The organism is Pseudomonas sp. R1-7, from assembly GCF_051132105.1.
Taxonomy (GTDB): Bacteria; Pseudomonadota; Gammaproteobacteria; order Pseudomonadales; family Pseudomonadaceae; genus Aquipseudomonas.
In genome coordinates this window covers 343,513-366,365 of the sequence record NZ_CP071661.1, presented here as the reverse complement: position 1 = coordinate 366,365, position 22,853 = coordinate 343,513, and the positions used below count along the sequence as shown (strand labels likewise).

The 22,853-nt window shown below is 60.6% G+C and carries 20 protein-coding genes; 10 read left to right on the top strand and 10 right to left on the bottom strand.

Features of this window, described 5'->3' with window-relative positions; all coding sequences use genetic code 11:
• Positions 1-7: 7 nt before the first annotated feature.
• On the bottom strand, positions 8-2,920 hold the full coding sequence (locus J3P79_RS01655; protein ID WP_434607646.1) for an aminotransferase: 2,913 nt from the start codon (positions 2,918-2,920) through the stop codon (positions 8-10).
• Positions 2,921-3,067: 147 nt separating this feature from the next.
• On the opposite strand from J3P79_RS01655, the gene rfbC reads away from it, so the two are divergent.
• From rfbC to J3P79_RS01635, 4 genes are all read left to right on the top strand, one after another.
• A complete protein-coding gene (rfbC, locus tag J3P79_RS01650) occupies positions 3,068-3,616 on the top strand; it encodes a dTDP-4-dehydrorhamnose 3,5-epimerase (protein WP_434607645.1) in 549 nt (182 codons plus the stop codon).
• A gap of 61 nt (positions 3,617-3,677) precedes the next feature.
• The gene (locus J3P79_RS01645; protein ID WP_434607644.1) at positions 3,678-5,486 is read left to right on the top strand and encodes a sensor histidine kinase; all 1,809 of its coding nucleotides are present in this window, start codon (positions 3,678-3,680) and stop codon (positions 5,484-5,486) included.
• Positions 5,483-6,874, top strand: a complete 1,392-nt coding sequence (locus tag J3P79_RS01640; protein ID WP_434607642.1) for a sigma-54-dependent transcriptional regulator — start codon at positions 5,483-5,485, stop codon at positions 6,872-6,874. Before J3P79_RS01645 ends, J3P79_RS01640 begins: the two co-directional genes overlap by 4 nt.
• A gap of 32 nt (positions 6,875-6,906) precedes the next feature.
• Complete coding sequence (locus J3P79_RS01635) at positions 6,907-7,362, top strand: YiiD C-terminal domain-containing protein (RefSeq protein WP_434607640.1); 456 nt, start codon at positions 6,907-6,909, stop codon at positions 7,360-7,362.
• 16 nt (positions 7,363-7,378) lie between these two features.
• On the opposite strand, the gene cysQ is transcribed toward J3P79_RS01635, so the two are convergent.
• Both cysQ and nudE read right to left on the bottom strand, forming a co-directional pair.
• Positions 7,379-8,206, bottom strand: a complete 828-nt coding sequence (gene cysQ / locus J3P79_RS01630) for a 3'(2'),5'-bisphosphate nucleotidase CysQ (protein WP_434607639.1) — start codon at positions 8,204-8,206, stop codon at positions 7,379-7,381.
• Positions 8,203-8,769, bottom strand: a complete 567-nt coding sequence (nudE, locus tag J3P79_RS01625) for an ADP compounds hydrolase NudE (RefSeq protein WP_434607637.1) — start codon at positions 8,767-8,769, stop codon at positions 8,203-8,205. Before nudE ends, cysQ begins: the two co-directional genes overlap by 4 nt.
• Before the next feature lie 88 nt (positions 8,770-8,857).
• Here nudE and yrfG point away from each other — a divergent pair, with 88 nt between their 5' ends.
• Complete coding sequence (gene yrfG, locus J3P79_RS01620) at positions 8,858-9,520, top strand: GMP/IMP nucleotidase (RefSeq protein ID WP_434607636.1); 663 nt, start codon at positions 8,858-8,860, stop codon at positions 9,518-9,520.
• Positions 9,521-9,631: 111 nt separating this feature from the next.
• Here the strand turns inward: yrfG and lysM are convergent, their stop codons facing one another.
• Positions 9,632-10,072, bottom strand: a complete 441-nt coding sequence (gene lysM, locus J3P79_RS01615; RefSeq protein ID WP_434607634.1) for a peptidoglycan-binding protein LysM — start codon at positions 10,070-10,072, stop codon at positions 9,632-9,634.
• A gap of 134 nt (positions 10,073-10,206) precedes the next feature.
• On the opposite strand from lysM, the gene J3P79_RS01610 reads away from it, so the two are divergent.
• The 4 genes from J3P79_RS01610 to J3P79_RS01595 all read left to right on the top strand — a co-directional run bounded on the left by J3P79_RS01610 (position 10,207) and on the right by J3P79_RS01595 (position 15,090).
• On the top strand, positions 10,207-11,094 hold the full coding sequence (locus J3P79_RS01610; protein ID WP_434607633.1) for a LysR family transcriptional regulator: 888 nt from the start codon (positions 10,207-10,209) through the stop codon (positions 11,092-11,094).
• Between the two features lie 93 nt (positions 11,095-11,187).
• On the top strand, positions 11,188-12,027 hold the full coding sequence (gene fdhD, locus J3P79_RS01605; RefSeq protein ID WP_434607631.1) for a formate dehydrogenase accessory sulfurtransferase FdhD: 840 nt from the start codon (positions 11,188-11,190) through the stop codon (positions 12,025-12,027).
• Positions 12,024-14,372, top strand: a complete 2,349-nt coding sequence (locus tag J3P79_RS01600; RefSeq protein WP_434607629.1) for an FdhF/YdeP family oxidoreductase — start codon at positions 12,024-12,026, stop codon at positions 14,370-14,372. The genes fdhD and J3P79_RS01600 overlap by 4 nt, the downstream gene beginning before the upstream one ends.
• Positions 14,373-14,610: 238 nt before the next feature.
• Positions 14,611-15,090: a glycine zipper domain-containing protein gene (locus J3P79_RS01595; protein WP_434607627.1), complete on the top strand. Its 480-nt coding sequence runs from the start codon at positions 14,611-14,613 to the stop codon at positions 15,088-15,090.
• A gap of 87 nt (positions 15,091-15,177) precedes the next feature.
• Here the strand turns inward: J3P79_RS01595 and J3P79_RS01590 are convergent, their stop codons facing one another.
• From J3P79_RS01590 to J3P79_RS01570, 5 genes are all read right to left on the bottom strand, one after another.
• On the bottom strand, positions 15,178-15,597 hold the full coding sequence (locus J3P79_RS01590) for an acyl-CoA thioesterase (protein WP_434607625.1): 420 nt from the start codon (positions 15,595-15,597) through the stop codon (positions 15,178-15,180).
• Between the two features lie 46 nt (positions 15,598-15,643).
• Entirely contained in the window at positions 15,644-16,870 is a 1,227-nt protein-coding gene (locus J3P79_RS01585) for a 3-hydroxyacyl-CoA dehydrogenase NAD-binding domain-containing protein (protein WP_434607623.1), read from the bottom strand.
• Positions 16,871-16,976: 106 nt separating this feature from the next.
• Positions 16,977-18,905, bottom strand: a complete 1,929-nt coding sequence (locus tag J3P79_RS01580) for a RecQ family ATP-dependent DNA helicase (protein ID WP_434607622.1) — start codon at positions 18,903-18,905, stop codon at positions 16,977-16,979.
• Positions 18,906-19,064: 159 nt separating this feature from the next.
• Positions 19,065-19,319 (bottom strand): colicin E3-like toxin immunity protein, encoded by a 255-nt coding sequence (locus tag J3P79_RS01575; RefSeq protein WP_434607620.1) that lies wholly within the window; start codon positions 19,317-19,319, stop codon positions 19,065-19,067.
• Between the two features lie 7 nt (positions 19,320-19,326).
• Entirely contained in the window at positions 19,327-20,559 is a 1,233-nt protein-coding gene (locus tag J3P79_RS01570; protein ID WP_434607619.1) for a colicin E3/pyocin S6 family cytotoxin, read from the bottom strand.
• A 192-nt stretch (positions 20,560-20,751) separates the two neighbouring features.
• Between J3P79_RS01570 and J3P79_RS01565 the strand changes: the two genes are divergently transcribed.
• Positions 20,752-21,105 carry a DUF1493 family protein gene (locus J3P79_RS01565; protein WP_434607618.1) on the top strand — a complete coding sequence of 118 codons (354 nt, stop codon included), beginning with the start codon at positions 20,752-20,754 and terminating at the stop codon, positions 21,103-21,105.
• A 55-nt stretch (positions 21,106-21,160) separates the two neighbouring features.
• Here J3P79_RS01565 and J3P79_RS01560 read toward each other — a convergent pair whose 3' ends face one another.
• Positions 21,161-22,705, bottom strand: coding sequence for a phosphoenolpyruvate carboxykinase (locus J3P79_RS01560; protein ID WP_434607616.1), 1,545 nt, complete (start codon positions 22,703-22,705; stop codon positions 21,161-21,163).
• Between the last annotated feature and the right edge of the window lie 148 nt (positions 22,706-22,853).

Genomic DNA, 22,853 nt, shown 5'->3' with positions numbered 1-22,853 from the left:
AAAAGGGCTACAGCCCCTCCTCCAACACCTTCGCCAGCATGTCGACGAAGAAATCGACACTTTGCCGCGAAGTGACCATCGGCGGCTTGATCTTGAGAATGTTCAGGTAGTCACCGGTCGGTTGCATGAAGATGCCCAACTCGCGCAAGCGATTGCACAGCGCCGTGGTTTCTTCGGTGGCCGGCTCCAGGGTGTCGCGGTTGCGGATCAGCTCCACGCCCAGATAAAAGCCCGAACCATGCACCGCTCCGACCAAGGGATATTGGTCGATCAACGCTTCCAGCCGGGCTTTGAAATGGCCACCGACGACCCGGGCGTTCTCCCAGAGGTTTTCCTCCTCCATGACATCCAGCACGGCCATGCCGATCCGGCAACTGACCGGGCTGCCGCCCGCGGAGGAGAAGAAATACCCTTCGGCTTCCAGCGCCTCGGCGATCTCCCGACGGGTAATGACGGCTCCCAATGGCTGGCCGTTGCCCATGCCCTTGGCCATGGTGATGATGTCCGGCACTACGCCTTGCTCTTCGAAGCCCCAGAAGAATTCGCCCATGCGGCCGTAACCGACCTGCACCTCGTCGGCGATGCACACGCCGCCACGCTCGCGCACCATCGCATACACCTGTTTCAGGTAGCCCGGCGGCAGGGCGATGCCGCCGGCATTGCCATACACCGGCTCGCAGATGAAACCGGCAAGCTGGCGTTTCTGCTCGGCGATTTTTGCCAGGTTGTGTTCGACGCTGCGCACGTAGTCCGGCGCACTGTTGACCCCACGGAACTCTCCGCGATAGGTGTTAGGCGCGGTCACCGGATGCACCCAGTCCGGCCGACTGCTGAGGGCTTGGGGATTGTCGGCGATGGACGTCGAGACCGCGTCTGCCGCCACCGACCAACCGTGATAGGCCTCCAGCACGCTGAGCATGTCGCGTCCGCCGCTGTAGGCCCAGGCCAGGCGGATCGCCAGGTCGTTGGCCTCGGTGCCGCTGTTGACCAGGAACACCCGGTCCATGTTCGACGGCGCCAGCGCCAGCAGGCGTTCGGAAAACTCGGCGATCGCTGCATAGTGAAAGCGCGAATTGGTATTGAGCAGCGACCACTGCCGGGCCGCCACCGCCGCCATGCGCGGATGACCATGACCCAACACCGCGACGTTGTTGAGCATGTCGAGGTAGGAGCGACCCTGCATGTCGATCAGGTGATTGCGCCAGCCGCGTTCGATGCGCGGCGGGTCGACATAGTAGTGCTTCTGCGAGCGGGCAAAACTCGCATCGCGACGGGCCAGCAGCGCCTCGGGATCGATTTCCGGCTCGGCATCGCAAGCCAGCCCCAGCAAGGCCGCAGGCGACGGGCAGAGCGCCTGCCACGCTTGCGCCCGCGACGGCGAGCAGAACAGCGGTGGATTCAAATGCGCGCCCCGGCACAGCTGGACCCGCAACGGCCCGGTCACCTCCCCGATCACCTGCCCCTTGACCAGCGCGGCCCCGGGCAGCAGCGACGACGCCACTCCCCAGAGGCGCACGCTCAACTGCGGGCCGTCGAGCCGCAGCTGGCCGTCGGCGTCCTTGTGGACCACGCCGGCGAAAGGCGACTCCAGTGGTGTGCCTTGCGGCACATGCAATTCGACGTGCAACGGATAAGTATCGGGCTCGACGGCACTGTCCGGCCGGGTGCGGGACAAGCGGTACTGGCCGTAACGGCTGGCCGCCAAACCATGCACGGCGGCGGCTTCGCTCAACAGATGTTGGTCAATCCCCGTCTGCTCCCAATTGCCGGCCTCGAAATGCGGACTGAGCACACCCAGGTCAATCAGGGCGAAATCACGCCCGACCAGTGTCGGCAACAGCGGCGCGAAGCCCTCGTTGGCGATGGACGGCAGGCGATGACCGGCGGCGCTGAGAATCGCCGCCTCCATCAACTCAAGCGGGACGGAATGGGCAACGCTGAAGATTTCCCATTCATGTTCGAGATTGTCGCGGGAGTATTCATTGTCCGGATCGATAGCCACTTGTTGTTCGCCGCTGAGTACCAGCACGGCGGCGCGGGCCACGATCAACGGCCAGAGCGCCAGGAGTTCTTCGCGCTGCAACGGATTAGTCGAGTGATAGGCCTGGATCGCGGGCAGGATGAAGAACGGATCGCCATCGGCATGATGCAGCAGGGCCGCACACGTCACCGAGAGGTCGGTGATGCGCCAGGTGCGGATCAAGTCGCCAAAATCAATCACCCCCTGCATTTGCCACTGGCGCTGGGTGTCGCGCTGCCAGACCACGTTGTCATCCGTGATGTCCATGTGGATCGCCTGTACCGGCAGGCTGGCCTTGAGTGGCAACAAGCGCCGCTCAGCCTGTTGCGCGACTTCGGCGATCAACTGGCGTCGCCGGTCGTCCTGGATGACAGGAAGCAGGTGGTCGATCAAGGCCGGGGCATGGCGCGCGTCCCATTGCAGGGTGCGCTCCAGGCCCGGATGGTCGAAGCTGGCAAGGGCCAGGTTCATCTGCGCACACAGCCGTCCCAGCCCGGTCACCAGGTCTGGGGTAAGGTGCTTGAGTTGAGTCAGGGATTGGCCGTCGATGTATTCCAGCAGGCGTACATGGACCGTCTGCCCGGCGACTTCGAGCGTCAGCAGATCCTGGCCGTTGCTGGCAGCAATAACCGCTGGCACCTTCACCGCGCCGTGCCCGTCAAGCGCCTTGAGGGCGGCATGCTGGGCCTGGAGTTCCTGGATGGCGTAGTCGCCGTGGCAAATCTTCAGCACAAACCGGCCGCGCTCGCTATCGACGCGGTAGTTGAGATCCTGGTGGCTGCCGAGGGGTCGCAGGTCGCCGCTGAGTCCGTAATTCGAGCGCAGCAGCACCAACGCCTGTTCGGCGCTGATCTGTGGGCTTGGCAAACTGGCACGGTGAACCAACGTGGCGAGCGGCATACAACGACCCCTGAGTGGTTTTGTTTTGGATGCTTATCTCGCCACTGAGCCAGGGGATTAGCAACCCCTCTTTTCAGCCAGGGCTCGCGCCGCTCTGCCCTTTGGGCAAGAATGGTCTTTTGAACCCTGGCTTACCGGAGACACACCATGAATGTCATCGCCACCGATCTCCCCGGTGTCCTGATCATCGAACCCAAGGTATTTGGTGACGAGCGCGGTTTTTTTTATGAAAGTTTCAATGCAAAGGCTTTCAAGGACGCGACTGGCATCGACACGGAGTTCGTTCAGGACAATCATTCCCGCTCGCAGAAAGGCGTGTTGCGAGGCCTGCATTACCAACTGCAAAACACCCAGGGCAAGCTGGTCCGCGTGACCGCTGGCGAAGTGCTCGACGTGGCAGTCGACATTCGTCGCAGCTCGGAGCATTTCGGCAAATGGGTCGCGGTGCGCCTCAGCGCCGATAACCACCGCCAACTCTGGGTACCGCCAGGATTCGCCCACGGCTTTGTGGTCTTGAGCGAGTTCGCAGAGTTTCTCTACAAGACAACCAACTACTACGACCCAGCCTCAGAACGCAGTCTGTTGTGGAACGACCCCGCCTTGAACATCGATTGGCAATTGGGCGACATCCAGCCACAACTGTCTGGCAAGGACATGGCTGCTTCAACGCTCGAGCATGCCGAGGTCTTCGCCTGATCGAAGACGTTCGCCCATGTCCTAGGCATAATGCGTCTGTTACCACAGGCGCCCGATGCTCATGAATTCCACTCTCCCCCGCAGACCCCGTTGGCGCAGCCTGGCGTTGCTCGCATTGTGCCTGGCGCCGTTGTTGTGGCCACTGGAGCATTTGGCCGAGCGGTATTACCGCAGTGAACTGGCCGGCCAGAACCGCCAGACGCTCGATCTCTACGTCGCCAACCTGCTGGGCACCCTGCATCGCTATGAAGTACTGCCGCAGATACTCGGCGAACTGCCGGCCCTACGCGCGGCCCTGTCGGCACCGGACGATGGCGTCACCCAGGGCAACGCCAATCGGCTGCTGAAAAACATCAGCGCCCAGACAGGCGCCGAGGTCATGTATCTGATGGACGCCACGGGCAAGACCCTGGCCGCCTCGAACTGGGACAAGCACGACAGCTTCGTCGGCCGCAATTTCGCCTTTCGCCCTTATTACATCGAGGCCATGGCCGGACGCCTGGGTAGGTTCTTCGGCCTGGGCACCACATCGGGCAAGCGCGGTTATTTTTTCGCCGCCGCCGTACGCGATCGCGAAAAAGTCATTGGCGTATTGGTGGTCAAGGTGGACCTGGACCACACCGAAAGCCTGTGGGGCAAGACCCCCGAACAGCTCCTGGTGACCGACCACAACGGCGTAGTCATTCTCACCTCGCGCCAGGAATGGCGCTTCCGCTCGACGCGGCCCTTGGGCGAAGCGGAGAGCAAGGCGATCAGCGCGATACAACCTTACCCGACCCGCGATCCCAAGCCGCTCAACCTGGACCCCAGCGCCTGGCTGACCCAGACCCAGGCCATCGAAGAGACTGGCTGGAATGTAAGCATCCTGGCGCCACGCACGCTGATTGACCGCCCGGTACGCACGGTGGTCGTCATCGGCGGCGCGGCGTTGCTGGTCTTGATGTTGTTGCTCGGGCTGATGATGCAGCGCAGGCGCCATTATCTGGATCGAATCGCCTTCGAGGCCAAGGCGCGTCACGAACTGGAGGGCCGGGTCGCGGAACGCACCAGCGACCTGGAAGGCCTCAACCGTCGGCTCAAGCAAGAGGTGCTGGAGCGCGAGCACGCCCAACAGGAATTGGTCCGTGCCCAGGATGACTTGGTGCAAGCCGGCAAGTTGTCCGCGCTCGGCACCATGTCGGCCAGCATCAGCCACGAACTCAACCAGCCGTTGGCGGCGATTAGAAGCTATGCCGAAAACGCCGAAATACTGCTCGACCACCAGCGTACGGACGACGCCCGTGGCAACCTCAAGCTGATCAACGAACTGACCGGACGCATGGCGTCGATCATCGCTCATCTGCGCGCTTTCGCCCGCCGCGACCGCCACGCCCCGGAAAGCGTCGCGCTGCAACCGGCGCTGGACGATGCCCTGGCCTTGCTCGCCAAACGTCGGCGCAGCATGGACGTGGAGCTGATTCGTGACCTGCCCGCGGCCACCCTGTGGGTCGAAGCCGGTGAAACGCGCCTGCGCCAAGTGCTGGGCAACCTGCTGGCCAATGCGCTGGATGCCCTGACTGAAAAAGGTCCGCCGCGTAGGCTCTGGCTTAGTGCCCAGGCGACCGAAACCGGCGTCAATTTGTACATTCGCGATAACGGCCCGGGGTTCTGCATGGAAGCCCTTGGTCGCGCCGGCGAGCCGTTCTACACCACCAAGACCCGCACCCAAGGCCTTGGCCTGGGGCTGGCAATCTGCGACACCCTGATGCGCGCCTTCGGCGGCGAATTGTTGTTCGCCAACCACAAGGAAGGCGGCGCCCTGATTACCCTGAAATTGCGCGCGGGCGCGCCTGGAGTGAGCCTGCAACCGTCCGAGGACCGTAGTGTATGACCATCGACAACCAGATTGAGGTGGTGTTGATCGACGACGATCCCCACCTCCGTCAGGCCCTCAGCCAGACCCTCGACCTGGCCGGGCTGAAAATCCTGCCGCTGGGCGAGGCCAACGGTCTGGCCGGGCAGTTGCCTCGCGACTGGCCGGGTGTGGTGGTCAGCGATATTCGCATGCCTGGCATGGATGGCCTGGAATTGCTAAGCCAACTGCACGCCCAGGATCCGGAACTGCCGGTGCTGCTGATCACCGGTCACGGCGATGTGCCGCTGGCCGTGCAGGCCATGCGCGCCGGGGCCTACGACTTTCTCGAAAAACCCTTCGCCAGCGATCATCTGCTCGACAGCGTACGTCGGGCCCTGGCCTTGCGCCGCCTGGTCCTGGACAACCGCAGCCTGCGCCTGGCCCTCAGTGACCGCCATGAACTCAGCGCCCGGCTGGTTGGACAATCGTCCCCCATGTTGCGCCTGCGCGAGCAGATCGGTGCCTTGGCAGCGACGCGCGCCGACGTGCTGATCCTGGGTGAAACCGGCGCCGGCAAGGAAGTGGTCGCCCGCGCGCTGCACGACCTGTCGAGTCGGCGCAACGGGCCCTTCGTGGCCATCAACGCCGGCGCGTTGGCGGAGTCCGTGGTGGAAAGCGAACTGTTCGGCCACGAACCCGGCGCGTTCACTGGCGCGCAAAAACGTCGTATCGGCAAATTCGAATTCGCCAATGGCGGCACGTTGTTTCTCGATGAAATCGAAAGCATGAGCCTGGACGTCCAGGTCAAGTTGCTTCGCCTGCTGCAAGAACGCGTGGTGGAACGATTGGGTGGCAATCAACAGATCCCGCTGGACATCCGCATCATTGCCGCGACCAAGGAAGACCTGCGCCAGGCCGCCGATCAAGGGCGTTTTCGCGCCGACCTCTATTACCGCCTGAACGTTGCGCCGCTGCGCATACCGCCGTTGCGCGAACGGGGTGAGGACGTGCTGGTGCTGTTCCAGCATTTCGCCGATGAGGCCAGCGCCCGCCACGGCCTGCCGCCCCACGAATTGCTACCGGCCCACCGGGCGCTGTTGTTGCGCCATGGCTGGCCGGGCAACGTGCGCGAATTGCAGAACGCCGCCGAACGTTTCGCCCTGGGCCTGGAACTGGCCCTGGATAACAACACACCGGAGGGTCATCCAGGCGCTCCGGTGGAAGGGATCAGCGGCAGTTTGAGCGAGCAGGTGGAGAATTTCGAAAAAAGCCTGATCGCTGCCGAGCTGGCCCGCCCTCACAGTTCAGTGCGCAGCCTTGCCGAAGCCCTCGGTGTTCCACGCAAGACGTTGCACGACAAATTGCGCAAGCATGGGCTGGCCTTCGGCGACCATAGCCAAGGCCAAGCCGATGACTCCGATTGAGCCTTGCCATCCTATTTTCGAAGAGGGCACGCATGAACAGTGATAGCCGTTATCTGGAAACGATCCTGCACCGGGATATTCCATTGACCCACGACATGGGCCTGCAAGTGCTCGACTGGCAGGCCCGACGGCTGCGTCTGTTCCTGCCACTCGAGGCCAACGTCAACCACAAGAGCACCATGTTTGGCGGCAGTCTGTATTGCGGTGCCGTACTCGGCGGCTGGGGCTGGCTGCACCTGGCCTTGCGCGAAGAAGGTATCGAGGACGGGCACATCGTGATCCAGGAGGGACAGATCAGCTATCCCCTACCCGTGACCCGCGACGCAACCGTCGTGTGTGACGCGCCTGATGAAAAAACCTGGAAGCGTTTCCTGGCCACTTATAGGCGGTACGGGCGGGCGCGGCTGGCGTTGCAAACGCGGGTGCTGAATGTGGACAGCGACGACGTGGCGGTGCGATTCGAAGGGCAGTACGTTTTGCATCGCTGAGCCAGGGAATCTGATCCTAGGCGCGAGCAAGCTCCAACAATTTCCCACGCCATGCAGCCTTCGCCGGCAACGCCAGGAAGGACGCATTCAACAGCGACTCCCGCGGCGGATAGCAGAACGGTTCGCCGCCCAAGTCCATTACCTCGCCACCCGCCCCTTCCAACACACCCTGGGCAGCGGCGGTGTCCCACTGGGACGTTGGCGCCAGGCGCGGATAACAATCGGCAGCACCTTCAGCCAGCAAGCAGAACTTCAGCGAACTGCCGATGTTGGCCAGTTGCAAGACGCCAAGGCTCTCGCTCAAGCCGGCCAACAGGCGCTCCTGCTCCGGGCTGGTGTGGCGCCGACTGGCGACCACGGTAAACGCATCCCCAGGCGCCAATTCGTTACGCACCGCGATGGGCAAAGGCTCGGCGTCCCTGTCGCCGCGCCAGGCGCCCAGGCCCGTGCCGCCGACATAGAAGCGACCATTGGTGGGCATCGAGACTACGCCGAATACGACCCGACCGTTTTCGATCAAGGCGATATTGACGGTGAACTCTTCACTGCCGGAGATGAATTCCTTGGTTCCGTCCAGCGGGTCCACCAGCCACCAGCGTTTCCAGGTCGCCCGGACGCTTTGCGCGATATTCGCATCCTCTTCGGAAAGGATCGGGATATCTGCCGCCAGGGTGGTCAGCCCAGCCACGATGATGTCGTGAGCAGCCATGTCGGCAGCGGTTACCGGTGATTCGTCAGCTTTGTGCACGACTTCCACATTGGCGCGCCAGAACGGCAGGATCGCCGCGCCGGCCTTGAGCGCCAACTCGATCACGGGGGCCATCAGGGGATGGGGAAAGTTCATGGCAGATAGGCTCCACGTTGAGTCAGCAGGTCGCGAGCCAGGTACAACGCCGCCAGCGCTCGGCCCTCGGTAAATTGTGGGTTTTGCGCAAGGGCAGAGAGTTCGCCCAGGTTGATCTTGTCCACCCTCATCGGCTCGGGCTCGTCGCCCTCCAGCCGTTCTTCATACAAATCGGTCGCCAGCACCACTTGGATCTTTTGACTCATGTAGCCAGGCGACAACGATAATTCGGTCAAGTGCTCCAGTTGTCGCGCGCCAAAACCGGCCTCTTCCTTGAGCTCGCGCTCGGCCGCCGCCAGCACGTCCTCCCCTGGCTCGATCAACCCTTTGGGCAGGGACAGTTCGTAGGCATCGGTGCCGCCGCAATATTCTTCCACCAACACCGCATGGTCGCTGTCGAGCATCGCCACGATCATCACCGCGCCGTAGCCTGGGCCCTTGCTTGCCAGCCGCTCATAGGTGCGCTCCACGCCATTGGAAAAACGCAGTTTCATTTCCTCCACGCAAAACAGGCGGCTGGTGGCGACGATCCGTCGGTCGAGTATGGTGGGTTTCTGGCGCATAAACGGCTCCCTGGGCGATAGCGGGCTACTATACCCGGCCTATTCTGATTGTTTGTGTCGGATATTCGATTACCGCTGGAGAAGTTTTATGGCCTTGTTGCCTTGGCATGAGATCGACACGGTCCTGCTGGACATGGACGGCACCCTGCTGGACCTGCACTACGACAACCATTTCTGGATGGAACATCTGCCCCAGCGCTATGCCGAACTGCATGGCGTCAGCCGCGCAATGGCCGAGATGGAACTGCAGCCGTTGTTCGAGCGCAACGCCGGCCAGCTGCAATGGTACTGCCTGGATTTCTGGAGCGCCGAGTTGAAGCTGCCGGTGCGCGAGTTGAAACTGGAAACCGCCCACCTGATCGCCCTGCGCACGGATGCCGATACATTCCTGGCGGCGATCAAAAAGGCCGGCAAACGCGTCGTGATGATCACCAATGCCCATCGCGACTCGCTGTCCTTGAAACTGGAGCGTATCGAACTCGCCCCATATTTCGAACGCTTGATCAGCTCTCACGATTACGGTTTCCCCAAGGAAAACCCGCAATTCTGGGACGCCCTGCGGGCCGATCTGGATTTCGACCCCGCTCGCAGCCTGTTCATTGACGATACGTTGCCGGTATTGCGCAGCGCCCGGGATTTTGGCGTCGCGCATCTGCTGGCGGTGAGCGAGCCGGACAGCCGCAAGGGGCCAAAGGACACGGGGGAATTTGACGCGGTCGGGGATTATCGGGATTTGATTGCCGGGCTTTGAACTGTCTGCCTTCATCGCGAGCAAGCTCGCTCCCACAGAGGCTTTTGGTTCGCCGCGAAACCATTGTGGGAGCGAGCTTGCTCGCGATGAAGGCGCCGCAAATGCGGCAGTCTATTCCGGAATACGCAGCACCTGCCCCGGATAGATCTTGTCTGGGTGCTTGAGCATCGGCTTGTTGGCTTCAAAGATCTTGTTGTACTGGTTGGCGTCGCCGTATTCGGCCTTGGATATGGCGCTGAGCGTGTCACCCTTTTTCACCGTCACGAAACGTGCGGCCTGCGCTACCGGCCCCGTCACGGTTATCTGATCGTCAACACTGCCGACGCCTTGGATATTGCCCACAGCCAGCAGGATTTTTTCTTTCTCTTCCTGGCTCGCGACTTCACCGGTCACGATGACCTTGTCACCCTCAACGGTCGCTTGGACATTGGGGTTGCCCAGCCCGACTTTACTGATGTGCGCCTTCAATTGCTCACTGGCGTTAGCATTGCCGGGGGTCAGGAGATCGATTAGTTTTTCGCCTGCTTCCTTCACGAAACTAAAAATACTCATGGCAAATGCTCCTTGGAATTGAATGTCCAGACGCAAAGCCTAGACCAAGCCCACCGAGCCTGCCTCCCAACCGATCAATGACCCCACCACGTCCAAAGCGCTAGAATCCAATCTTCCCGTACCCAGGAGCGAAGATGGACATCAAGCAGCTGAAATTCCTGATCGCGCTCGACGAAACCCGCCACTTCGGCCAGGCTGCCGCCCGTTGTCACATCACCCAACCCACCCTGTCGATGCGTTTGCGCAGCCTCGAAGAAGAGCTGGGCTTGCCGCTGGTCAACCGCGGCCAGCGTTTCGAGGGCTTTACCGCACCGGGCGAACGGGTGCTGGCTTGGGCGCGCACGGTGCTGGCGGCCTATGACGGGCTCCAGGCGGAAGCGGCGGCTTGCCGGGGCAATCTGGTCGGTACGCTGCGCCTGGGCGTGGTGCCATTGTCGGATTTCGACCCGTTGACGATGATGCAGCGCCTGCATACCGAACATCCCAGCCTGCGTTTCGAATTGTCGTCCTTGAGTTCCGAGCGCATCCTCGAACAACTGGCGAACAACCGCATCGACCTGGGAATCTCCTACCTGGAACGCCTGGATAACGAGCGCTTCGAAGCCTTGCCGTTCAGTCATACCCGCATGGGCCTGCTGTACGACCAGCGTTTTTTCTTTTTTGGCGAAGAACCGCTGAGGTGGGAATCGCTGGTTGAACTACCCCTTGGCATGCTCACCAGCGGCATGCATTTTCGCCAATCAATCGATCATGCGTTCCACAGCCGGGGGCTTGCACCCCAACCGTTGCTGCAAACCGACGCCGTGCATCAATTGTTGCAAGCTGTTCATGGCGGATTGTGCTGCGCGGTGGTCCCGTTGGAGAGTGGGCTGAACGTCCTGACCGATGATTTGCGTATCCAGCCCATCGAAAACGCGCAAACCCTCGTTCCGCTTGGGCTGATCATGCGGCGAGGGGCTCCGCGATCGGCGTTGGCGGAGGCTTGTTTCGCCCTTTACCAGAAATCAATAACCTTTCCTTGATCGACGTCATCTATTGAAGGATCAGTAATAGCGATTAGACGTGGCAGATTGCCGCATTTAGTCTTAGCACTATTCCTACTTTCAGTGATGCCCATGAACGACAAGCCTCCGGTCTGTCCTGCGACTGACGTGGAATCTTCCACGCCAGCCGCCAGCCAGAGCTATCGCTATTGCAACCTGGACCACTCCGAATCGGACAGCGCCGCGCTGGCCGAGGAAGTGGCGTTGGCCATCGCCTATAACGGCATCAGCCAAGCGGTGATGCTGGTCACGCCAACCGATCTTGAAGATTTCATCGTCGGGTTCAGCCTTGGCAGCGGCATCATCGAAGACCCAGCGGACATCTATGACTTGCAACTGAGCGGCGCCGGTTCCGCCCACTATGCACAGGTCACTATCGCCAATCGCGCCTTCTGGAATCTCAAGCAGCAACGTCGCCAGATGGCCGGCACCAGTGGCTGCGGTCTTTGTGGCGTGGAAGCCGTGGAACAGGCGCTACCCGACCTCAAGGCGCTGCCCGGGGCACCGCTGCCACCGGCGCAATGGCTCGATGGCCTGCGTCAACGGATCAGCCAGTTCCAGCCCTTGGGCCAGCATTGTGGCGCCGTCCATGCAGCCTTGTTCATGAACGCCGACGGCGAGTTGCTGATGGGCCGCGAAGACATTGGCCGGCACAACGCCCTCGATAAATTGATCGGCGCGTTGATCCGGCAACAAATCCCAGTGGCCGGCGGCGTGGCGATCGTCACCAGCCGTTGCAGCCTGGAACTGATCCAGAAAGTATTGCGTGCAGGCATCCAGACTCTGGTCAGCCTGTCGTCGCCCACGGGCCTCGCCGTTCAATGGGCCCGCCAACACAACCTCAACCTCATCCACCTGCCGCAAAAAAGTGCGCCGCGGGTCTACAGCCCTGCGATGGAGAAACAAGCGTGAGCAACTATCAACAAGCCAACCAGAAACCCGCACCGCGCTACAAACCCTACAAGGGCCCGGCCGGTGGTTGGGGCGCGCTGATCAGTGTCGCCCAGGCCTGGCTGACCAGCGATAACGCGCTGAAAAACATTCGCATGATGCTCAAGACCAACCAGAACGGTGGCTTCGATTGCCCCGGCTGCGCTTGGGGTGACTCGCCGGAAAGCGGCATGGTGAAGTTCTGTGAGAACGGCGCGAAAGCGGTGAACTGGGAAGCGACCAAACGCCGTGTCGACGCCGCTTTTTTTGCCAAACACAGCGTGACGTCGTTGCTGGAGCAAAGTGACTATTGGCTGGAATATCAGGGACGCCTGACGGAGCCGATGCAATACGACGCGCAGACCGACCGCTACAAACCCATCAGTTGGGATGCGGCATTTGCCTTGATCGGCAAACATCTGCAGGGGCTGTCCAACCCGAACCAAGCCGAGTTCTACACCTCGGGCCGGGCGAGCAACGAGGCAGCCTATCTGTATCAACTGTTCGTGCGTGCGTATGGCACCAACAATTTCCCCGACTGTTCGAACATGTGCCATGAAGCCAGCGGCGTGGCCTTGTCCCAGAGCGTGGGCGTCGGCAAAGGCACGGTAACCTTTGACGATTTCGAGCACGCCGATGCGATCTTCGTCTGGGGCCAGAACCCCGGCACCAACCACCCACGGATGCTCGAACCGCTGCGCGAAGCCGTGAAGCGTGGCGCCCAAGTAGTCTGCATCAACCCTTTGAAAGAGCGTGGCCTGGAGCGCTTCCAGCATCCACAGCACCCGCTGGAAATGCTCACCAACGGTGATAAACCCACCAACACCGCGTATTTCCGTCCAGCCCTGGGCGGTGACATGGCGGTGCTGCGCGGCATGGCCAAGTTCCTGCTGCAATGGGAGCGTGAAGCGCAGAACAGCGGTGGCCCCGCGGTATTCGACCATGGGTTCCTCAACGAACACAGCACCAACGTCCTGGAGTACCTGGCGGTCGTCGATGACACCCCATGGGAACAGATCGCCCAGCAATCAGGCCTGACCCTGGCCGAGATCGAGCAGGCCGCGCGCATGTATGCCAAGGCCAACAACGTGATCATGTGCTGGGCGATGGGCATCACCCAGCACCGCCATTCCGTCGCGACCATCCAGGAAATCGCCAACCTGATGATGCTGCGCGGCAACATCGGCAAGCCAGGCGCGGGGCTCTGCCCGGTGCGAGGGCACAGTAACGTGCAGGGCGACCGGACCATGGGCATCAACGAGCGTCCGCCCGTTGCATTCCTCGACGCACTGGAGCGGCGTTTCCAGTTCAAGGTGCCGCGCGAAAACGGTCATAACGTGGTCGAGGCGATCCACGCCATGGCCGAAGGCCGGGCAAAAGTATTCATCGCCCTGGGTGGCAACTTTGCCCAGGCAACTCCGGACAGCCACCGGACCTTCCATGCCCTGCGCAACTGCGACCTGACCGTACAGATCAGCACCAAGCTCAACCGCAGCCACTTGGCCCACGGCAAGGATGCGTTGATCCTGCCGTGCCTGGGTCGCACCGACATCGACCTGCAAGCCGAAGGCTCCCAGGCCGTGACTGTGGAAGATTCGTTCAGCATGGTTCACGCCTCCAACGGCCAACTGCAGCCGCTGTCGAACCAGATGCGCTCCGAGCCCTGGATCGTGGCCGGCATCGCTGCCGCTACGCTGGGCAGCCGTCCGGTGGATTGGAACTGGCTCGTGGCCGACTACAGCCGCATCCGCGACCTGATCGCCGAAACCATCCCAGGCTTCAAGGACTTCAACGAGAAGCTCAAGAACCCTGGTGGCTTCTATCTGGGCAACAGTGCCGGTGCCCGTCGCTGGAACACACCGTCGGGCCGCGCCAACTTCAAGCCCAACATGTTGCCGACCGACCTGCTCCACGAGCGGACCCGTGCCACAGGGCAATTGCCGGACCTGATCCTGCAATCCATGCGCTCCCACGACCAGTACAACACCACCATATATGGTCTCGACGATCGCTATCGCGGAGTGAAGGGCCAGCGTGACGTATTGTTCGTCAACGAAGCGGACATCATCCGCCTGGGCTTCAAGCCCGGGCAGAAGGCCGATATCGTCTCGCTTTGGGATGACGGACGCGAGCGGCGGGTCAAGGGTTTTACCCTGCTGGCCTTCGACATCCCGGCCGGACAAGCCGCCGCCTACTACCCGGAAGTGAATCCGTTGGTGCCGCTGGAAAGCACTGGTGACGGCAGCCACACCCCGACCTCGAAGTTCGTGGCGATTCGTCTGGAAGCGGCAAGCGAGAACGGGTTGATCATGGCCAAGTCGGCTTGAACCGATCCTGAGGGATCAACTGGCCCTGCCGGGCACTTTCAGACACCCAAAAAAAAGGCCGTTTTCCAATGAAAACGGCCTGTCTGAAGTAGCTAAAGACCGGCGAAACTAGAGTAAGTTCCGCACTAAAAACAGTTACTTAGAGAATTGTGCACAAGTCGTGTTACTCGTCGGATTTCGATTGTAACCAAGCGAAGCCAGCCTCAGGATCGCGCCGTCATCCCTTTGAGGCTCCTCTATGAAGTTCTCCTCCATTCTCTTGTTGTCCCTTGGCCTGGTCAGTGGCGTCGCGTCTGCCGGCGGTACCGCCGAAGCGGGTGTAGGCGGCGCATTGGGCGGGGTTTTGGGTTCGGTCGTCGGCCAGTCCCTGGGCGGCAATACCGGCTCCACTATCGGCGCAGCCCTGGGCGGCGCAGGCGGTAGCGCAGTCGGTGCAGACAGACACAGCCGCGGGGAAGCGGCAATCGGCGGTGCGCTGGGCGCAGCCGGCGGTAACGTGGTTGGCCGCAGCGTAGGCGGCACCACCGGCAGCCTGATCGGTGCCGCAGCAGGCGGTGGTGCCGGTGGCGCACTGGGTAACTACATGGGCAAGGACGACGATGACGACCGTTATGAAGGTCGCCGTGGTGATCGCCGCTACTACCGCGATGGCCACCCAGGTCGCGGTCATGCCTACGGCCATCGCAAGCACAAGCACAAACATCGCTATCACGATTGACTGACGGCTGGTTCAACACCGACCGTTAAGTGATCGCAGCCTTCGGCTTTCTCTACTGAGACTGACCGGAGGCTGCGATTTTTCGTTTCAGGCTACCAAAGGCTCCAGCGCCGCGCGCAGCCGATCCGGAATCGCCACGGGCCGATTCGATGCTCGATCCACGAACACATGCACGAAGCGCCCCGCCGCACAGGCCTCGTCCTCGCCCTCCTTGAACACCGCCAGCTCGTATTGCACTGAACTGTTGCCCAGCTTGCCGACCCGCAGGCCGACCTCGATCCGATCCGGAAAAGCGATCGACGCAAAATAGTCGCAAGCTGAACTCACCACGAAGCCCACCACTTCGCCTTCGTGGATATCCAGACCGCCGGTTTCGATCAGGTAGGTATTCACCGCCGTATCGAAAAAGCTGTAGTAGGTGACGTTGTTGACGTGGCCGTACACATCGTTGTCGTGCCAGCGTGTCGTCACCGGCTGGAAATGGAAGTACTCGGTGCGTTGAGGCATCGCTTGTCCTTGGTCATGCGCTGTTGGGATGGCACAGGGTAACGCGCTATCGTTGCGAGAAACCCTTGCCTTGGGCGGCCAGTTCCGCAATCAGGCGCGCAGGCTTCCATTGGTCCCCCTGCTTCGTTTCGAGGTCCACCAGGCGCGCATGGATGTCCTCGAGGCCTTGCTGGTCAGCCCAGGCCATCGGGCCGCCCTTGTCCGCCGGAAAACCATAGCCATTGAGGTACACCAGATCGATGTCATGGGACGACTCGGCAATGCCTTCCTGGAGGATTTTCGCACCTTCGTTGACCAGTGCCAGCAAGCAGCGCTCGAGGATTTCCTCGGCGCCGATGTCACGCCGCTGGAAACCCAGCTCCTCGCTGACCCGCTGCACCAGCGCATCGACCTCTACATCGTGCTCAGCCTGTCGACTGCCCGGCTCATAGTGGTAATAACCGTTGCCACTTTTCTGGCCGAACCGGCCCAATTCGCACAGACGGTTATCCACCTGCACCTCAGGCGCGTCCTGGCCCCGGCCCGCCAGTTCCCGCGCACGCCATTCCAGATCGATCCCGACCACGTCGTACATGCGAAACGGTCCCATGGCGAAACCAAAGCCCTGCAACGCCGCATCGACCTGATGGGGAAACGCACCCTCCAACAACATCTTGCGTGCTTCCAGCGCGTAGGGATGAAGCATCCGGTTGCCGATAAAGCCGTGGCAATTACCCGATACCACGCTGACCTTGCCCATGCGCTTGCCCAGCGCCAAGGCTGCATCCAAAACAGCTTTCGACGTCTGTGCGCCGCGAACGATTTCCAGCAGCTTCATGATGTGCGCCGGGCTGAAGAAATGCAGGCCCAGCACCTGAGTTGGCCGACGCGTAGCCGCGGCTATCGCATCGATATCCAGTGCCGAGGTATTGCTTGCCAGAATCGCCTCGGGCTTGAGCATGCCGTCCAGCTCACGAAATATCTTCTGCTTGAGTTCGAGATTCTCGTACACCGCTTCGATAACCATGTCCACATTGCGGATCGCCGCATAGTCATCGGCCCGCGTTATCCGGGCGATACGGGCGTCGGCTTCGCTTTGTTCAAGACGCCCCTGACGTACGTTATGGGCGTAGGTATCGGCCACCGTGACCAACGCCTGCTCCAGCATTTGCGGATTATTATCGACCCACTGCACGGCGACGCCGGCGTTGGCCAGGCACATCACGATGCCGCGGCCCATGGTCCCCGCACCGACAACGGCGGCACGCTGGATATCGAAGGATGTCTGGCTCATGTTTGCTCTCTTGTTGGCGATCCAAAGACTGCTTCACCATAGTCAGCCACCGACTATTTTTGAAATTTATTCGTGTGATGCCGGGTATTCAGCGGATGGATGCAGCTCAAAGATGTGCCTGCGACCAACGCCGAACCTCAGCGTAGGGATACGCTTGCAGCGCAGCATATCCGAGGATCTGGCGAGCCTTTAGCTTGGTAAACAGCGGTACGCTGATTCCGCAGAGAAACCGGGTCATCTGCTCGGCAGAAGGGACATTACCCGTGCGCTGTTCATGCCTGTGGATAAAATTCCCGCACAGGGTCTCGAAATTTCTATCCCCAAGCGGCGGTAGGGATGGCGGTTCCGGCAGGTGCGCGACCTGTCCATGGCATACGGAACAGTGTCCACATTGGCGCGGCGCGTTTTTGTCGCCAAAGTATTCGGCCAGTCGATAACCGAGGCAGCGGTCCGTGGCGAATAACTCGAGCATGGCGTGAATCCTGGAGATTTCCGTTTCCTCATGCTGGGTGAAATTGGCGTGTAGCTCGACGCTCAAGGCCTGGGAATCGAAGTCCGCCTCAAGGACGTTGTAGACCTCCGTCATCTGCTTGCTTTCAAGCTCGATCCAGCCCTTTTCCTGGAAATAATCCAGCGCCTTGACCACGCGATCACGCTCGGCCCGATACTGTTGGTACATCTCCTCGAAATTCACCGTTGCCCAAGTTCGAGCACGGCTGGAGGTCTGGATGATCGCCGAAACAAAATCCCTTCGCTCACCCTCGAACTGCTCCAGCAGTGCCTGCGGCTCGGTCAGGAACTTGAAGCGATATTCCGCGTAATAGGCGTAACGCGGCGCGATCAGCCGGCGCAGCTCCAGCTGGACCAGCAGCGTCTTGAGCGGCAATTGCCGGATGTTGCTCTGGTCCGCCAACGGTCCCAGCAAGAACTCCCATTGCTCATCCCGGGCGGTGGCTTTCAGCTCATCAAGCACACAACGGATGCCGGAAAGCTCCGGTGTATCGCCATAGACGAAATTCTCCAGGATGTTGAGACTGTCGCGGTTAGCCAATACCAGGCAATCGGACGGCTGCCCGTCCCGCCCTGCCCGACCGATTTCCTGGCTGTAGTTCTCGATGGACTTCGGCAAGTCGAAATGGACCACGTTGCGGATATCGCTTTTGTCGATTCCCATGCCGAACGCGATGGTCGCGACGATGCAGTCAGACTGCCCGCCCATGAAGCGCCGCTGTATGGCTTCACGCTGATCATGGGGCAGCCCGGCGTGATAAGCCTCGGCCTTGATGCCGTGTTCACTCAGGTACCCGGCAACCTGCTCGGCGGTTCGCTGCAAAGTGACGTAGACGATACTCGACTGCCCGGGACGTTCGCCTAACCATTGCAGCAGTCGCCCACGCTTGTCGTCACTGCGAACAGGCTCGACCAGCAGGTTGAGGTTGGGCCTGTAGAAACCAGTGGTCACCACGTCATCGGCGGCGATGGCAAACTTCGCCTGCATGTCGACGATGACCTTCGGTGTCGCGGTGGCCGTCAACAGCAGTGCCTGAGGAATATTGAACTGGCGTTGGTAGTCGGGGAGCTTGAGATAATCGGGGCGAAAGTTATGGCCCCATTCGGATATGCAGTGAGCCTCATCCACCACCAGCAACGAAATCGACACCTGCTCCAGGAAATTGCGAAAGCGCTCGTTCTTCAGCCGCTCCACCGAGACCATCAGGACCTTCAACTCACCCGAACGGGCCCGCGCCATGGCCTCGCTGGCTTCGTCGCGACTCTGGGCCGAGTCGATACTGGCTGCGGCGATGCCGTGTCGCTTCAGGAACGCCAGCTGGTCCTGCATCAGCGCCAGCAGCGGCGAAACCACCAGCGTCAGGTGCGGCAATAGCAGCGACGGCAATTGATAGCAGAGAGACTTACCGGATCCGGTCGGAAAAATGGCCGCCGCCGACCGACCGGCAAGGACCGCGCCGATGGCCGCCTCCTGACCGGGGCGAAATTGTGGATAACCGAAGACCTTCTCCAGGGTGCTGTGCATAAGCGGTCGCTCCTTTGACTGCTGTGAAGCCCAAAGCCTAGTCGGGCAACGCAGCGAGTCGAGAAAAGGTCGGGGGGAAAACGATACTGGATGATACGGCGTATGCGCCTGGAACCCTGTTCAGTTAACAAGCCCAGCCTACCGTCTGCCCCTACGCATTTACCAGACATCCCGATAATCAAAAGATATTTGATAGTCGTACTTCGACAAATCAAGAGTATGCGTGAAATGTGGCTGAAGGATTTCAACCCATTCGGCATCGACATCAAAGTTTCCGTTATTAATATTGTTTTCCAAAGGAATATTGAGTTCATCCAGAATCTTGGAGTCGTTTCCGAAATCCTGTGAATACTCCTTCTCGACCAACAGCTCGGATACCTTGTCAAACCACCTCAGCCTGATTTTTAAACCCATGGCGCCCTCAGAGATATTTCTTAATGTTACGTTTCGGAATTCGTTCTTTCTTTTGCTCACCCGTAAGGTGATCAAATGCACCGAGATGGCTCCCATCGCTTGAGCGATATACTTCTAACTCGCCGTGGCTAGAGTCCCACTCATAAATCCTCCTGCCCTTAGCATCAATCCAACGCTCCCGAAAACCGCCGCCACCTTGACGTGGAGTCTTTGCTTTAACTTCGGTCAGACCAGCGAAACCCGTAATTTCGTTTGTCTGGGGTGCGTGATGATACTTATGTGCAGCCTCCGGCAGCCCTTTGCGACGAACATTCAAAACTACATATAACGGCGAAACCCCAGCCCCCACCGGAAACACAAGAATGAAGTCCTTGTACTCCGGCGGATAAATCGGGTTGACGATGATGCTGTCCGCCATGGGCGTCGGCGGGAAGATCCAGATGCGCGGCGCCTGTGGCGCAGCCTCCAGGGCAGGAATGCCCAACGTGGCGGAAGGGTCCACTGCCGGCGTCCAGATCAACTCGACCCCATCGCCGAAGTCTGCCACTTGCTGCTCGCCGCGGGTCTGGAACGTCACCACCGGGATCATTTCCCAGTCGCGTCTTGACTGGGTGTTGTAGCCGTACCCTTTAAGCGTCCCGTCAGCCTGGGTTTCGACGTGTAGGCGAACCCGGCTGCGTGCTTTCTCAAGCGACCTCAATTGCTCTTCGGTGTACAGCGAGCCATCGCCCAGGTTCGAGGGGATCAGCAGCCCTACCAACCCGACCAGCGCGCCCGCCACCACAGGCGCCGTGAGCGCGCCAGCGCCAAGGGAGGCCAACGCCGTTCCACCCAGTGCCAGCGAGCCAACACTTGCGGGCAACGCTCCGCTGATGGTCTTCAGCGGTACGCAGCCTGACGCGTCTACCTCTCGGCCGCCCAACAACGTGAAGGCGCCATAAGCGCTCAGCATCTCCGTCGGGATGTAACCGGTTGGATTGTGATAATCGATGATTGCATCGGGCAGTTCGCAAGACTTGGCGAACACACAGCCTTTGATGCTCGGTGCTTCCTTCTGGCGTATCTGGCCCAGTCGCTGGGTCATGTAGGCCTCTTGTCGGGCGAGCATGTCCTCATAGGCCTTAAAATCGGCGTCTCTTTTTGCCAACTCGTCCGGAGTCATATCCCGCAGGACTCTGTGGCGCCAGTCACCACCTTGGTACTCCCAAACTTGGGGAGTATCGCTTTTTCCGTTTGCCATCCCTCGTCCTTGCTCGGTCGTCGCCAACTCAATGCAAGCGGCGCGGCGAACCTTACCGAGCAAGCGGAAAAAATGCTCACCAGACAGCTCCGAGTCTGGCGTAAGAACTTTCTTCTTTTTATTGAGAAACGATTTCGTCCTAAACTTTCCTACCGTACAGCCCTGCCATTCCTACCAGCCGGATCCCCCAACATGCATTTCGCCCCAGACTTCCCCGACGACGCCGTCATGCGCCAACTCATGGAGTTGCTCCACGAAGAAATAGGCCTGCCGGAACGCAAGACCCTTCGCCTGGAGACCGCGATCAATCACGATCTGGGCTGTGATGGCGCGGATGCCCGGCACTTGATGGAAACATTGGAGGAGCGGTTCGCCATCGAGCTCGTCGACTATGACGCTTATCGGTATTTCCAACCGGAAGGATTCGATGTGTTCCAAAAGCGCAGGGCCAAGGGGCGCGCAAACAAAATGCCGCTGACCATCGGCATGCTCTATAAGGCAATCAAGGCCCAGCGATGGGATACACAGGCGCTGGAAGCAAAATAGTCGCACACAAAAAAGCCGCCCTCGAAGGGCGGCTTTTTCATTTACCAGCCAAGCCTTACAGCTGCGGACCTGCTGCCTTGATCGCGTCGCTCACTTCGAACTTCTTGAAGTTCTCGATGAACAGACCGGCCAGTGCCTTGGCGGCTTCGTCGTAGGCAGCCTTGTCGGACCAAGTGTTGCGTGGGTTCAACAGGCCAGTCTCGACGCCCGGAACAGCCAGCGGCACGTCCAGGTTGATGATATCCAGGTGTTCGGTTTCAGCACCGATCAGCGCGCCGCTCTGGATCGCCGCGATCACCGCACGGGTGGTCGGGATGTTGAAGCGCTTGCCGACGCCATAGCCGCCGCCGGTCCAGCCGGTGTTGACCAGGTAGACCTTGGAGCCGAAACCACGGATGCGCTTGATCAGCAGCTCAGCGTATTCACCGGCCGGACGCGGGAAGAACGGCGCGCCGAAGCAGGTGGAGAAGGTCGACTTGATGCCACTACCAGAACCCATTTCGGTCGAGCCCACCAGCGCGGTGTAGCCGGACAGGAAGTGGTAGGCGGCTTGTTCTTCGCTGAGGATCGACACAGGTGGCAGTACGCCAGTCAGGTCGCAGGTCAGGAAGATCACGGCGTTCGGCTCGCCACCGAGGTTTTTCGGTGCGCGTTTTTCGATCAGCTCACGCGGGTAGGCGGCGCGGCTGTTCTGGGTCAGGCTGTCATCGGCGTAGTCGGCTTTCTTGGTGACCGGGTCCAGGACCACGTTCTCCAGTACGGCGCCGTGCTGGATGGCTTTCCAGATAACCGGCTCGTTCTTCTCGGACAGGTCGATGCACTTGGCGTAGCAACCGCCTTCGATGTTGAAGACCACGCCCACGCCCCAGCCATGCTCGTCGTCACCGATCAGGTAACGGCTCTCGTCGGCGGACAGGGTGGTCTTGCCGGTGCCCGACAGACCGAAGAACAAGGTCACGTCGCCCTCTTCGCCCATGTTCGCGGCGCAGTGCATCGGCAGCACGTCGGCAGCCGGCAGCAGGAAGTTCTGCACGGAGAACAGGGCTTTCTTCATCTCACCGGCGTAGCGCATGCCGGCGATCAATACTTTCTTGGCCGCGAAGTTGATGATCACGGTGCCGTCGGAGTTGGTGCCATCGCGCTCAGGCTCGCAGACGAAGTTCGGCGCGTTGAGGATCTGCCACTCATCCTTGCCACCGGCGTTGTATTGCTCGGGGTTGATGAACAGGCAGCGGCCGAACAGGTTGTGCCACGCGGTCTCGGTGGTCATCTTGACCGGCAGGTAGTGCGCAGGATCGGAGCCTACATGCACGTGGGAAACAAAACGCTCGCGCTCGCCCAGATAGGCTGCGACGCGGTTCCACAGGGCATCGAACTTGTCAGCCGGGAACTTGCGGTTGATCGGGCCCCAAGCGATGGCGTCCTGGGTGGTTGGCTCTTCCACGATGAAACGGTCGACTGGCGAACGACCAGTACGATGACCAGTACGTACAACCAGCGCGCCAGTATCGGCAAGCTCGCCTTCACCGCGATTCAGGGCTTCTTTGACCAGATCATCGACACTCAGATCGGTGTACACGGCGTTATTGGCTTGCGTCATGAGATTCCCCGTCGGCCCGTGGCCGAGTGCTCCAAACGTTTTGTAGTAGGAAGTCGCGCACTACTACCCGAAAAAAGTGGGCCGGATTATGCCAGAAAACCCCAAAAAGAGTAGGGCCCTCCCGTCAGTACGGCGTAAATCCGGCGTT